This window comes from Geminocystis sp. M7585_C2015_104 (genome assembly GCA_015295805.1).
Taxonomy (GTDB): domain Bacteria; phylum Cyanobacteriota; class Cyanobacteriia; order Cyanobacteriales; family Cyanobacteriaceae; genus DVEF01.
Genome location: DVEF01000055.1, coordinates 28244 through 41227 on the forward strand (window position 1 = coordinate 28244; position 12984 = coordinate 41227).

11 protein-coding genes and 1 pseudogene are annotated in these 12984 nt (G+C 43.2%); 6 read left to right on the forward strand and 6 right to left on the reverse strand.

Going from position 1 to position 12984, the window contains the following annotated elements:
* Window positions 1–24: 24 nt before the first annotated feature.
* The 3 genes from IGQ44_06390 to IGQ44_06400 all read right to left on the reverse strand — a co-directional run bounded on the left by IGQ44_06390 (window position 25) and on the right by IGQ44_06400 (window position 2232).
* Entirely contained in the window at window positions 25–567 is a 543-nt protein-coding gene (locus tag IGQ44_06390) for an SH3 domain-containing protein (protein HIK37598.1), read from the reverse strand.
* 68 nt (window positions 568–635) lie between these two features.
* Window positions 636–1487 (reverse strand): FtsQ-type POTRA domain-containing protein, encoded by an 852-nt coding sequence (locus IGQ44_06395; GenBank protein HIK37599.1) that lies wholly within the window; start codon window positions 1485–1487, stop codon window positions 636–638.
* 73 nt (window positions 1488–1560) lie between these two features.
* On the reverse strand, window positions 1561–2232 hold the full coding sequence (locus IGQ44_06400) for an alpha/beta fold hydrolase (protein ID HIK37600.1): 672 nt from the start codon (window positions 2230–2232) through the stop codon (window positions 1561–1563).
* A gap of 375 nt (window positions 2233–2607) precedes the next feature.
* On the opposite strand from IGQ44_06400, the gene IGQ44_06405 reads away from it, so the two are divergent.
* From IGQ44_06405 to IGQ44_06425, 5 genes and pseudogenes are all read left to right on the forward strand, one after another.
* Window positions 2608–2763 (forward strand): hypothetical protein, encoded by a 156-nt coding sequence (locus IGQ44_06405; GenBank protein HIK37601.1) that lies wholly within the window; start codon window positions 2608–2610, stop codon window positions 2761–2763.
* 41 nt (window positions 2764–2804) lie between these two features.
* Window positions 2805–2981, forward strand: coding sequence for a hypothetical protein (locus IGQ44_06410; GenBank protein HIK37602.1), 177 nt, complete (start codon window positions 2805–2807; stop codon window positions 2979–2981).
* A 315-nt stretch (window positions 2982–3296) separates the two neighbouring features.
* Window positions 3297–3533 (forward strand): hypothetical protein, encoded by a 237-nt coding sequence (locus tag IGQ44_06415; GenBank protein ID HIK37603.1) that lies wholly within the window; start codon window positions 3297–3299, stop codon window positions 3531–3533.
* Between the two features lie 23 nt (window positions 3534–3556).
* A complete protein-coding gene (locus IGQ44_06420) occupies window positions 3557–6253 on the forward strand; it encodes a response regulator (protein ID HIK37604.1) in 2697 nt (898 codons plus the stop codon).
* A 35-nt stretch (window positions 6254–6288) separates the two neighbouring features.
* A pseudogene (locus IGQ44_06425) lies at window positions 6289–6697 on the forward strand (sulfur reduction protein DsrE).
* Between the two features lie 715 nt (window positions 6698–7412).
* On the opposite strand, the gene IGQ44_06430 reads toward IGQ44_06425, so the two are convergent.
* The 3 genes from IGQ44_06430 to rocD all read right to left on the reverse strand — a co-directional run bounded on the left by IGQ44_06430 (window position 7413) and on the right by rocD (window position 12207).
* Entirely contained in the window at window positions 7413–8057 is a 645-nt protein-coding gene (locus IGQ44_06430) for an HAD family phosphatase (GenBank protein ID HIK37605.1), read from the reverse strand.
* A 41-nt stretch (window positions 8058–8098) separates the two neighbouring features.
* Window positions 8099–10084 (reverse strand): flavin-dependent dehydrogenase, encoded by a 1986-nt coding sequence (locus IGQ44_06435; GenBank protein HIK37606.1) that lies wholly within the window; start codon window positions 10082–10084, stop codon window positions 8099–8101.
* Between the two features lie 881 nt (window positions 10085–10965).
* Complete coding sequence (gene rocD, locus IGQ44_06440) at window positions 10966–12207, reverse strand: ornithine--oxo-acid transaminase (protein HIK37607.1); 1242 nt, start codon at window positions 12205–12207, stop codon at window positions 10966–10968.
* A 404-nt stretch (window positions 12208–12611) separates the two neighbouring features.
* On the opposite strand from rocD, the gene IGQ44_06445 reads away from it, so the two are divergent.
* A complete protein-coding gene (locus IGQ44_06445; protein ID HIK37608.1) occupies window positions 12612–12983 on the forward strand; it encodes an ATP synthase subunit I in 372 nt (123 codons plus the stop codon).
* Window position 12984: the final 1 nt, after the last annotated feature.

Consider the following 12984-nt stretch of genomic DNA (forward strand, 5'->3'; position numbering starts at 1 on the left):
GGCAAATACCAGGTAGACTAGAAACTAGGGGGAGGATTCTGTAATCTTCTCTATGTTGCCTGCTTTTACCCATCCCTCTTGATTACTCCCAGGAATACGCACTCTTTGCCAACGCCCATCCTCGCTTACTCCCAAGACTATGAGTTCCGTATTATAGGCTACTCCACCTATCCTTTCTGAATCCTGTGTTGGTTCGGCCCTTAAACTTAAACCACTGGACCATATTACTCTAGCACGATAGGCCCCCGCCGGCAACTGTTCAGTAGAAGTTTTCTTCTCCTCTGTCTTTTTCCCCTCAGCCGCCAGTTGAGGAGTTTCTTTAGGGGAATTATTCTCATTTGCAACGGTGGCAGTATTAGCCTTTTTCGACTCTGTTACCTTTTTCCCATTAGCATTAGTATTCTGCTGTTTCTCTCCCTCGGCAGTTTTGTCTTCAAAAGTGGGTTTTGGTGGGTTGCCGCCGACGTTGGTGAGGAAAAAATAGGCCCCTCCCGCAATCCCAGCGCCAAACAGTATAATTCCCAAAACAAAGCCTATCAGAAACTGGAACAGACTGGATATACTCATACTTTTGCCTAGCCTACAGTCTATTTATTTCCCAACCTTTGATGTTAGCAAATTATTGTCTACTTGGCTCAGCTCCCAGCATATTTGTTGAAACTTTTTTCCTCTTCTTTTTTCTCTTTTATCGATGGAATTTCTGGCGCCATTAAGTCTATGTAAACTATCTTTTCCCTGGGAATTTTGCCCGTGATAGTTTTCATTTTTTCTAACACCATCAACTGTTCTGGAAATTTTGAAGTATAAGGGCCTATGTACACTGTCCCAATCTCCGTTAATAATACCATATTGGCAGGGTTTCGCCAATCTATAGTGTTTATTTTGACAGAAGATTGCTCGACCATGTAGTAAATTTCCTGCCAGTAGGGCAAATAAGTCTGGGGCCAGCCTATAATTTTAAGTTGGGGTATTTTCTCTTTATGCTTTTCTAGATTTTGATAGAATTTCTTGTCCACAAAAACCCCATCAGCATCCAGATACCCCGTCTTTTCAAAGGTTATCTGTTGTGTCTTTGGGGAAATCTTGGGAGAAAATGCTACCGCGACTGGCGGTTTCTCTTTCAGTCTAATCTTGAGACGTGGCGGCTGAAATTCCTTAATCACTACTACATCTTCTACTGGCATTTTCCTCTTGATGTCCCTGGCTAATTTTTGGGGAGAAAGTTTCAATATAGACTGGGGGTATCTAAGAGGGATTAAACCCCTAATTTCCTCCACCGTCATTAATTCATTCCCCTCAATTTCTATTTGTTTACTATCTCTGATTACCCAGTGGGGCAAGGTAGTATACCAAAAGGTTGTAGTGACAAACCCTAAAATTGCCCCGAATCTAAAAAGGGATGTAAGCCGACGAATCCGACGCTCTCTTTCCAGCAATTTCCTACGGTTTTTTAACTCAGTGGTGGAAATCACATTGGGATATATCATAGCCTTTTCCTGTCTCACTATTTCTTCATAAGGGAGCCCATGTTTACTATTTTTGTTCTAGAATTCTTCTAGTCTAGGATTCATTTAAATTTTGTTGATAAAAATCTAGCAAACCCCCCCAAATTTCCTCCAATTTATCCTCTAGACTATGATCACTCTCCAATTCTCTGAGGATGGCTTTGGGATTTTTGTTTAAATACTCTCTACTACAGCTTACAGGAATTATCTCATCTTTTGTGCCGTGGAAAATGAGAGTGGGAATGTCATTTTTCAGTTTTGACTCATCATAGGACATCAAATCTTCCCAAAAATTGTAGCTCAAGGGCAACTCTTTTTTGTAACCATAGTGATAGAAATAATAACTTCCCTCCCTCCTCCACTTTTCCATCTTTTCCTCAGTCATGATTCTCATTAGATTCTCGGCAAAATTAAACGCCGGCGCCAACAAAACTAAGGCTTTAATCCTCCCAGGGTGTCTTTCCCCTACCCAACTCGCTGTTAATCCCCCAAAACTCGAACCTATTATTACACAATCTTGTGAGGAAGACAATACAATTTCACTCACCTGCTGAATCTGACGCGTAAGAGTCAAACTAAAAAAATCTGGCAAATTCAAGTCGGCTATCTCTAAATCTATCCCCAACTCCTCATATTTTTTCCTGAAATATCCCGCTTTCGCCGAATTGGCACCTGAAAGAAAACCATGTAAGTATAAGTGTTTGTATCTTTTCAGTAGTTGTTCCATTGGCTCCTTTTTTACTACTAACGAATATACCTCCCCATTTTAACCACAGGAGATTAGTGTAAAGGTTATAACAAAAAACTTATACAGTGTTATCATCACCCTTATAAAAAACTACGAAGTTTTAATGGTATGGCTTATAAATTCGGGCATTAGGTGTGTCACGCTTGCTTTTTTCTTTCCCATTGCCTGTAGTTTTATACTCCTGGGGCAAAAACCCCCCCTCACCCTCCTTCATTCTCCCCCCCCTACCCACGGGCATATCATTACACATCCTAATCTGCAACAGTAAGGCCTTGGGTTTTTATGTTAACGTGATTGACCCTTCTGGAAAATCATAATTATCATACCGGGAACTGTTTGAAACAGGGTAGTCACATGAGATTCAAAACGGGTAGCGATAACGGGAAATGTGCGTTGACCCATGGAGGTGATAATCTTAGATATTTGTTGAGGGGTTTTCCCCTAACACCAGATAACCTCAGGAAAGCTAGTGGGTATTTGGCGGTGGTAATCGATTTTAGCGATGTCTGAGTAAAGCCAAACCTTTCCAAGGGGAAACCTCTCCTCTGGCTATGACATTTAAGAGTTTTTCTAGGGATGACTGTCCCGTAGTCCCCTGCCATTATAACATGTCCGGATATGTGCCCTTCCCATTTAAGGGCTTATTGCCTTATTTCCCCGTGGGTGTGGCCCATTATATCCGTTTAGTGCCCCTGGTGGAAAGGGTTATTAGTCGAGTCTACCCGTAATTGCAGTAGATACGCCAGCAAATACGAACAAAACCACCACCCTGCCGCCGCCAAAGCCGTCGCTACCCAAGTTGTTAAACAGTTAAAGGGTAATTTTAATACAGTGTGCTACACATTTATTTATTTCATGATAATGCCTTTACGCTTCACCAAAGTTTTTTGGTGGGTTTACCACAGGGCAACAACAACATTATAGCCTTCAAATCTGCTAACTAGTTACACCAAGAGACAAGGGAAATTACCTCATCAGTAGTTATGCTATTTAGGGGATAGTATTTAGAGGGGTTCCCGCAATGATAAAATGAACCTAGGCCCATGAGAGGCTACCCCCTAGAAAGACGAAAGGATACCATAGTCATATACTATACTATAGTCATGGGCTTTGACGGTTCACCCAAGGGAAAATTAGCAGTGGAAAAAGGGAAACAACTTTTCACTATAGCTCAACTGCCAGAAAGGGTCAAAATCCCCCTTCAGTTTACGGTTTATCATCTGGAAACTCAAAAACTCCGCCCTAATTCCCAGAATTGGAATTCTACCATGAGCCACTGAGACTGGTATGAGATGACTGTTGTATGTTTAATCTTTCCCCTGCCAAAATCCCACCAAAACCCAACGGTAAAGGCTTATTAAAACTACTCACCCTTAGAATCATCTGGTTGAGTAGTACTAGCATATTGGTTTTGTTTGCATTGTGTGCCGTATGTCTCGTTATTTGCAAGCAAAATATCCAAGCCAGCCTGGAAGAAGCCAGTGTCTACGCTGTCAGACAATTGGATTTCTCCCTGGTGGAATTAAAGAGTGACTTTTTGGCTACTAGTACATCCCTTTCTGGCAATATCCCCCCGCGAGTCTCCCAAAGACTACACCAAATGCGACTGCAAAACCAAGAGTTGATTCGGCTTAGTCTTTTTGATGCTAAAGGGAAACTATTAGGCTACAGTGGCGGGAAAACCCCTATCCCTCCCCCACAATTTTCCCCCACCATATTCTCCTCCCTCCAGCAAGCCACTTTGGATTTATATATCAGCAACTTGAAATTACAAGACAACACCCCCTATCTAGAAATCGCCGCCATCACCACTGATAGTCTAGGATTTTCCACGGGCTTACTGGTGGGACAGGTAGACTTGAGCCAACTATGGTATAATGCCCTGGCCCAGAAAATCGGCAAAACCGGTTATCTCTACATCCTCGACGACAATGGTGTAGTTATGGCCGCCATTAATCCCTCCTGGTTAGGCAGACAAAGTCAACACCGATGCCCGCAAAATCCCTTCTCCCTCCACATCTGTCAGGGAATTAATGGACAACCCGTCTTCACCATCAGACAACCTCTTCAATTCTTGCCTTGGTCTGTAGTGGTAGAACAACCTATAATGGAGGCCATTGGTCCTTCTATTATCCCCTCTTCTGTCACCCTTATCATTGTCGTCGCCTCTTTTGTTACCCTCCTGCATACCATCCAATTCCTCCGTCAGAGAATCATTCTCCCCATCCGATTGTTAAACCAGGGCGTAAATCAAATCCAACAGGGTAACAACTTCACTCCCCTCCAACTCCCTCAAACCGACGAATTGGGGCAATTGGCCCAAACCCTTAATATGATTGTAGATGCGGCTAAGAACTCTCTTACAAGACTAGAAACCTGTGTACAGGAAAAAACAAGAGAGCTACAAGCCTCCTGCCAAAAACTGCAAACCCTCTCCCAAAAACTGGAATTCCACCTCCAAAACACGCCCCTCGCCGTGATAGAATGGGACAGGGAAATGCACATTGTCCGCTGGTCACCCCAAGCTGAAGGGGTTTTCGGTTACAAGGCTAGGGAGACCATTGGCAAATACTGGCTAGAGATACCCATAGTACACGAAGAGGACCAGGATTTAGTAAAAACCACCATCCACCAGCTGCTTACGGGACTAGCCCCTCGTAACTGGTGCCTCACCCGCAATTATACCAAAAATAAGACCATTATCTACTGCCAATGGTATAACTCGGTTTTGCTAGACGCCGCCGGTAATCCCATCTCCATCTTGTCTCTGGTTTTAGACGTCACTGAGGAGATTCTAACCAAGCGAAGACTAATTGTAGCAAAAGAAAAGGCGGAGAGTACTGCCCAAGCGAAGGGTAATTTTCTTGCTGCCACGAGTCATGAGATTCGCACCTCCATGAATGGTATTATTGCCATGTTGGATTTTTTGGCAGAAGAAAATTTGAGTCTAGAACAATTTTATTATGTGGAAATAGCCCGAAATAGCGCCACTTTGCTTCTCCATCTCCTCAATGACATTCTTGATTTTTACAAGATGGAAGCCGGAAAGTTAACCATTGAAAAGTTTTGCTTCAACCTGCCAGAAAAACTCAAAAAAATATATCAATTTTTCCTGCCAATAGCCGAGAAAAAGGGCCTAAAATTAGTCCTCAATATAGAAGGCCTAAAAGATGTAACCCTTGTAAAAGGTGACCCTTATCGTCTAACTCAAGTTTTAAACAACCTAGTAAGCAACAGCATTAAATTTACAGAAGCAGGAGAGATTACTATAACAAGCAGCCTAGAAATTAGGGAAGGCCAGTTGTTGTTCACCACCTCGGTTAGAGATACAGGAATAGGAATACCCCCAGAAAAACTGACAAAATTGTTCAAACCCTTTAGTCAGGTGGACGACAGCACCACGAGAAAATACGGTGGCACGGGCTTGGGATTATCCATCACCAAAAACCTCTGTGAATTGATGGGAGGAAACATAGAAGTTACCAGTGAGTTGGGAAAGGGAAGTTGTCTTACTTTTTATGTTATTTTTGAGCCCGCTGACATGGAATTACCAGCAGACAAAAAGGAAGATAAAAATCCACATCCACCTTCCTTTAAGAAGAGAGAAGGAAAAATCAAAATTTTGCTAATAGAAGACAATAAAGTAAACCAACTAGTGTGTAGAAAACTGTTGGAAAAAATACCCCTAGAAATTGAGGTGGATGTTGCCGACAATGGCAAAGAAGCCTTAACCCTTCTGCAAAATAACCCCACCAACCCCTATGACTTAATCCTCATGGATTGTCTGATGCCAGAAATGGATGGCTACGAAACCACCCGACGAATTCGTGGAGGAGAGGCTGGCAATGTCTATCTGCATACCCCCATTATCGCTATGACGGCTAATACCATGAAAGGAGACGAAGAAAAATGCCTCGCTGCCGGCATGAATGACTATGTTAGTAAACCCGTCAACCAAACCCTCTTCCTAGCCAAAATCTGTCAGTGGCTTGAGAGATAGTATAATAATGATAATCATTTTATATAAGAAAGGGAATGAGAGTGGCATACATCTTAGCCACCCCAAGAGGGGGAACTTACAAACTAGGCCAAATGATTTTACCACAGTTAGAGGTAGGGACTCATGGGGCGGAGGTGGCAGGCATATTTCTCTTCGATGATAATTGCTTTGTACTACGCAAAGGCGACCCCGTAGGAGAATGACTAGCCAAAGTTGCCAAAAAGAAGAATATGCCTGCCCATGATGCGTGACATGTGTGCTTTGGAGCGAAATCTAGCTTCAGGGGAGGCAAAATGGTGTGACGAAGAGGGAAAAGGGAGAATCCAACCCGGCAATTGTATTCCCAAAGACGTGGTAGAGGGAGTTACAGTTGGCTGTTTCCCTGACTTTGACTTTTATGCCGCCTTCGCCGACAATCCCCCTAACCATGTAATTACCTTATAATCCCTATATAATCACTCTAATCCCTCTGAGGGGTTAAAATTCCAATAACCGGCATTTTTTATAAACCCCCATCTCCATTCCGCTACATTTCCCATTTACATTTCTTAATTTTAAACACAAGGGCGGGATTTTTTTGGCAGAATGGGAGAGTGGGGGACGGCGGGTATAGAGACCGCCAGGGGTTATCCTGGGCATAATTTATATGCAAAAAAATAGCAAATAGAAGGGTAGTAGAGGAGGGGGTTTTAACAAGTATAGAGGGCTTTGTAGCCATATTATTGAGAATACATTCAAAAATAATACTCTTCAGAGAAAAAAAAGAAAGACAAGTGCACCCCGCCGTGAGAAGCAACGCCAGAAGCCTAATGGTGGGAGTCCTACCAATAAACTTTAAGCCAATACCCCTATTCTGGGATCTTGTGCTGGGATGCGGGGGCGAGGTAGATGATAATACTACGGTTGATTTGTGCCCGGAAATTTTTTATTAGTACTAAATATTAACAACAAGGGAGAGAGAGAGGAGATTTGTGGGCACAAAACCATGATACATTCCCGGGGAGGTTAGTGGGTATTATTATCAAAAAACTTAATCCAGCTAGGAAAGAAAAAGGGCCCGAGGGTGCCTGTAACTATAGGGGGGTTGACAGGCGGGTTAACAACCACTTACGGCATTATAATTATAAACCCCCACACCCTAACCCCTAAATCCTACATCCTACCCCCTATTCCCATGGCTAACCCCAAACCATTGCCAAAGAGTCATGGGGGGGTTTAGGTGAAGGGTTTTTAAACCGCATTTTTGGGCGCCTATAATGTTATTATAATTGTCGTCAATAAACAAGGTTTTTGCCGGTTCTAAATTAGCATGCTCTATTACGTATTGATATATTTTTGTGTCCGGTTTGTGTAGGCCAATCTCGTAGGAATAGAAGATTTTTTCAAATAAGTTTTCCCAGGAATAACTGGGGTGGGTTGCCCTAAATTTTTCGACTACCTTCTTAATGTGGAGGTGGTTAGTATTACTCAGAATAAATGTCCTCTTATTGTTACTAATTTGGGCCAAAAATTCTCCTACATAATCTGGAAAATCTCCTAACATTTCCTGCCAAATTGCCTCGATTTCCGCCAGTGGCAAATCCAAGGCCGCCCTTTCCCTGATTGCTTCTAGGAAGGTATTATCCTCAATTTTGCCTACTTCATATTGGTAAGCAATGCTTCTCAATTCGTCTAATAGCTGAGGGGATTTATTAGGACTTAATTCCATTATTTTCTGGTAGGGCTTTTCCATGTCTACCTCAATAAGCACTCCCCCCAAATCAAAAATGATAGCATCAACTGTGGCCAAATCTATCTTACTCATCCTGGGCACAATATCATGGGAAAACAGCAACATTATACCCCCTACCAACGAGACAAATTAGAGGCAAAAACCTGAAGACGAAACCATAGGCGAGGATTGAAGTGGGGCAGCCAAGATTGTTGTCTTTGTAACCACTGGGGAAACCAACGGCTAAATAACAGGTTTTTGAAAGCAGAGGTAGTAAAACTTAAATAAGACAACAACCACCGGAATATGTCTTTGCTGCCTGCCATCTCCCATATCCAAATAAGCAGTCTGGGATTCTTCACGGCAGCCTTTAGGGCCAAACGATTAAAAGTAAGCCAGGATGCCTTATCCTTTATAAAAGTATCTGCCGTTTCCGGCTCCTCTGCCAATATGCCGAAAAAAGTATTTAAGATGGCATTTATTCTCTCTGGTGGTAAAGTTTTATATGTTGGCACCATCATCCCCTTGGAGAATAACCACGTCACTGCAATGTTGCTTTGATATGCCTGAATGTGATTGAGGGATTTACTATCCAAAAGATTGTATTTAAGTGCAATATCCAATAGACTAGTCAATTTGCCCAGATTGCGCACCAGAGAGCCAAATCCTGTAAAAATAAGAGGAGACTGTAAGGATGCTGCATCTCCTATGGCCAAAATTCTCTCTCCCGCAACTTTACGCTCGTTACCATTTATGGTAAAACGCCCTGGTATATATCCGAAAGTAGCTTTTTTCCACACTAACTGTTCCATTTCACAACGACGATATTCTGGCAGGATGGAGAAGAAGTCTTCATACATTTGTAACAAAGACCCCGGATTATCTGGATGGACTTGGTGATAATGGAATAGGTAAATAGTCAACTCATCCCCCCCGCCAGGAAACAACTCCCAAATTAACTGTCTGCCGCGGGAGATGTCTCCATGGGAAAACAAAACATCCCCGTAACGTTTATCCCATACTTCCGGTTTAATTCCCTCTACTACCGCGCCTACAGTTGGGCAAACACTATCAAAAGTCCTTTCTCCCCACAGTTGCCACGCTATGGGGGAGGCTGTGCCCATAGCATCAATTAATAGTCTACCACTAGCCTCCTTTGGTGAACAAGTGGGCAGATGGGTGGCGTTTACTATTACTAAATCTTCCCCCACAGTTACTTTCTCGAATTCTGTTTCCTCCCATATTTCTCCCCCATATTGTTTTATTTTCTCTCCACAAACACTTAGTAGCCTACTGGTGTCAATTGCCACATTTAATACTCTCGGAGTATGCAATACTTCCGCCTTCAAATGGGGGGGAATATTGCCATCAAAAAACTTACTAAATCCATCCTCGTATTCAGCTGCAATCACGTATTCAAATTCCTTTTCTGTGAATAAACCCAAGTCAATCAAAACTTGGAATTCCTCTCGGGAAATATTCCATTCCCTATTCATTCTGCCAAATTTCAGTCTTTCAATCAAAAGGATATGGTAACCCTTTTTTGCCATTAATGCCGCATGAATTGCTCCCAAGGCTCCTCCCACGTAGATAATGTCATATTCCGGTTTCCCCTTTAGCTTTTCAAAAAAAACCACGGGGGATTTTTTAAATCTATTTTCTCCTCTTTTTATTTTCACACTTTCTCGCCACTGTTTTTCCCACCAGTATACCCTCTTTAAATCATATTCTCCATTGGGCATTTTCCGAAAGTATTTTACAGTCTCTGGATAGTGGGCTTCCAAAGCGGTAAAAATATCACTTTTATTTAAGTCTATGTCAGGTAGTGGCGGGTATTGAGGGGGGAATTGGGTCCGAATTGCCTTTTCTAAATCCCTTTTAATGCGAATTTCTCCCTTTATTTTTTTCTCCCCCCAACGGAACATTTTTAGATATGTAGTTCGTTGTAAATTCCAAACAAAAATAGAAAGACTCCCTTTCCCCTCAAACTCCAGACGAATCCCATCGGGGGTTTTAAATTTCTTCCCCAGTGGGGGTTGCCATTTCTCCTGCAGCCACTGACAAACTTCTGGGGTGTGGGGGGTGGGTATTTCCCTGTAGAGGATTTCTTGAATCTGCATTGTCACCGTGTTATGCCGTGTTGTACCTTCTTGCAATTATTATGGCCCATTTATTGCAGCCGATTGCTGACACTCCTTATTTTTCCCCATTATCCCCCATTCAGCGCTGATTCTCAATATATAGCGCCACTACTATCTTTATTTTACATTTCACCTATGGGTTGTGATGTTGGTAAGCCAAAATTATATTCCCCACTATAGGCAGAATAAAACTACTAATAAAGGTGATAATAGCAACAGTCCAGAGGAGATGAACATAATCTTCAATCATAGTTGCTCTCTCCCATAGCCCCTCCACCCTTATTTTACCGTTTGGGAGGAATCTATCTTTTTTTTTTGTAACAAAAATATATAAAATGCCTACCTGAATAACCAAAATTCTTTCCGCTACTTTTCTCAATTTCTTAGAGCCATAGCACAAGCTATTTATCCCAAGTATTACCTGTTTTGTAACCCTATTTGCTTTCCTAGGGGGTAGAAGGTAATCTGCCCGATAGGACTTTTTTAAATGCCTTGCTGTCCCCGCCGCAAAAGGTTTTAAACCCGAAGTGCTTCTCAATAAAAACCTCAAATTATATCTTCATTTATTTCCCTGGCTTTAAATTTAAATTTACTAAAAAAATTGCCATGTCAAGACGTTATCCCTCAAATATATGAGCCGTATTGGAGAACAAAAAAATAATAAAAAAGACCCCCGTAATGCCATGTAAATTAAACGGGGGAGACAACTGTCAATGAATATATAATAGCAGGGGGAATTGTGGGGGGTCAACAGAAAGGAGACTGGTTTATGAGCATCTAAAACATGTTATAACAAAAGCTAGACAGACTTTAAATATGGCTGGTGTTGCGGCCCGACCCCACAATGGTAAAGAGTAATCCTATAGAGTAGCCAACACGCGCTCAATCCGCTCCAGTGCCCAGTCTAGTTGAGAGCGAGTGATAACCAGAGGCGGGGCAAAACGAATAATATTGTCCCGGGTTTCCTTGGCTAGAATCCCCACCTGCATAAGAGCCTTGCAAAAACGACGGGCACCGCCGGCTGAAGGGTATAGTTCCACTCCAATCAATAATCCCCGACCCCTTACCTCTTTAATGTGAGGACTGGGGATTTGCCGCAGACGCCCAAGAAAATAGGCTCCCATTTCAGCCGCCCTCTGGGGTAAATTCTCCTCCACTATCACATCGAGGGCTGCCATGGCTACCGCCGCCGCCAAGGGATTGCCCCCAAAAGTGCTACCATGATCCCCTGGATTGAAAACATCCATTACTTCATGGGTACTAAGAAAAGCCGAAATAGGGTAAAACCCCCCTCCCAAGGCCTTGCCCACAGTAATTCCATCTGGTTTTATCCCCTCGTGTTCAAAGGCAAACATTTTACCTGTCCGCCCCAATCCTGTTTGAATCTCGTCCAATATCAGTAGCACATTATTTTGTCGGCAAATTCTTTCGGCCTCCCGTAGATAGCCCTCGGGGGGGATAATGATGCCGCCTTCTCCCTGGATTGGTTCTAGGAAGAAAGCCGCCGTGTTGGGAGTGATGGCCGCCTCTAGAGCCGCCGCATCCCCATAGGGCACAACCTTAAATCCGGGGGTGAAGGGGGCAAACCCCGACCGGTATTGCTCTTCGGTGGAAAAGCTTATAATACTAATGGTTCGCCCCGCAAAATTGTTGCTGCAAACGATAATTTCGGCCTTATCGGCTGGCACCCCCTTCACCGTGTAGGCCCACTTCCGGATGGCCTTAATAGCAGTCTCCACCGCCTCCGCCCCCGTGTTCATGGGGAGCACCCTGGGGAATCCTGAGATTTTACAAATTTTTTCATAAAACAGCCCCAGTTGGTCATTATAAAAGGCACGGGAAGTAAGAGTCAGTTTGGCGGCTTGTTCCGTTAGCGCTTTAAGAATCCTAGGGTGACAGTGACCCTGATTTAAGGCAGAATAGGCACTCAGACAATCTAGGTATTGGTTTCCCTCTGTATCCCACACCCACACCCCTTGTCCTCTAGTAATTACCACCTCCAGGGGATGATAGTTTCTTGCGCCGTAGGTGCCCTCCAAGTTAATGTAGTCCTGAGTAGTCAAGGCATAGGTGCGAGGGGAAGAAGACAACGTGGTTTGCATAATTTTTCTCTTCCATCAACATCAAAAGGACAAATCAAAAATAGTTATAGGCGAGATAAAAGGGGATTGTAACGGTTTGTGAAATTTGAAACAAAACTACTGTCAGCACTACGGCCGACTCGGTCAACACGCCCCTACTAGTAAACGGGGGAACTGCCCTAGAAACTGTTATTAAGGATACGGAATTAATAAAATTTTAAATCTTCCCCAAAAGAGGCGGCCATGACCTTTGCGATAGAGTCACAGTAGAGTCATAAGAGACAAACGGGAGACTACACAAAGGGGTTACACTAGAGGATGGTTTAGACCCCAAAATAGTCCCTGAGTGTAGAAAATTGGGAAAAATGAGTACTGTCACATCACAACCCCCCTCAAGGGAGGAAAAAGGAAGCAATAGTAATTCCATGAGGGAGTTTTATCAACTCCGGAATAGTCTCTACCTGGCAACTGGTGTTATCGGGACAATCTCATTTTTGCTGGTATGGTTTTTCTATGGTAGCAACACCGCACTCAATTTCCTGTTGGGCGTCTGTTTTAGTCTAGTGTACATCAACATGTTGGCCAGAGAAGTGGAAAGAGTGGGAATTACAAAAAAACGGATTGGTGCCACGCGGTTGGCCGCCTTCGCAGCCCTGATGATTCTGGCCACCAAATGGCAACAACTCCAAGTAATTCCCATATTCCTGGGTTTTTTGAGCTACAAGGGGGCCCTACTGTTCTATATCCTACCCATGAGTCTATGGGAAAACCAGTCTTTTTGGGGACAAAAGGGCTAAA

Excerpts from the sequence above, each read along its gene's own strand:
- IGQ44_06405 (HIK37601.1), top strand. The coding sequence starts at position 2,608 with ATGAGATTCAAAACGGGTAGCGATAACGGGAAATGTGCGTTGACCCAT.
- rocD (HIK37607.1), bottom strand. The coding sequence starts at position 12,207 with ATGCAAACCACGTTGTCTTCTTCCCCTCGCACCTATGCCTTGACTACT.
- IGQ44_06400 (HIK37600.1), bottom strand. The coding sequence starts at position 2,232 with ATGGAACAACTACTGAAAAGATACAAACACTTATACTTACATGGTTTT.
- IGQ44_06410 (HIK37602.1), top strand. The coding sequence starts at position 2,805 with ATGACATTTAAGAGTTTTTCTAGGGATGACTGTCCCGTAGTCCCCTGC.
- IGQ44_06420 (HIK37604.1), top strand. The coding sequence starts at position 3,557 with ATGTTTAATCTTTCCCCTGCCAAAATCCCACCAAAACCCAACGGTAAA.
- IGQ44_06395 (HIK37599.1), bottom strand. The coding sequence starts at position 1,487 with ATGATATATCCCAATGTGATTTCCACCACTGAGTTAAAAAACCGTAGG.
- IGQ44_06435 (HIK37606.1), bottom strand. The coding sequence starts at position 10,084 with ATGCAGATTCAAGAAATCCTCTACAGGGAAATACCCACCCCCCACACC.
- IGQ44_06430 (HIK37605.1), bottom strand. The coding sequence starts at position 8,057 with ATGAGTAAGATAGATTTGGCCACAGTTGATGCTATCATTTTTGATTTG.
- IGQ44_06390 (HIK37598.1), bottom strand. The coding sequence starts at position 567 with ATGAGTATATCCAGTCTGTTCCAGTTTCTGATAGGCTTTGTTTTGGGA.
- IGQ44_06415 (HIK37603.1), top strand. The coding sequence starts at position 3,297 with ATGAGAGGCTACCCCCTAGAAAGACGAAAGGATACCATAGTCATATAC.
- IGQ44_06445 (HIK37608.1), top strand. The coding sequence starts at position 12,612 with ATGAGGGAGTTTTATCAACTCCGGAATAGTCTCTACCTGGCAACTGGT.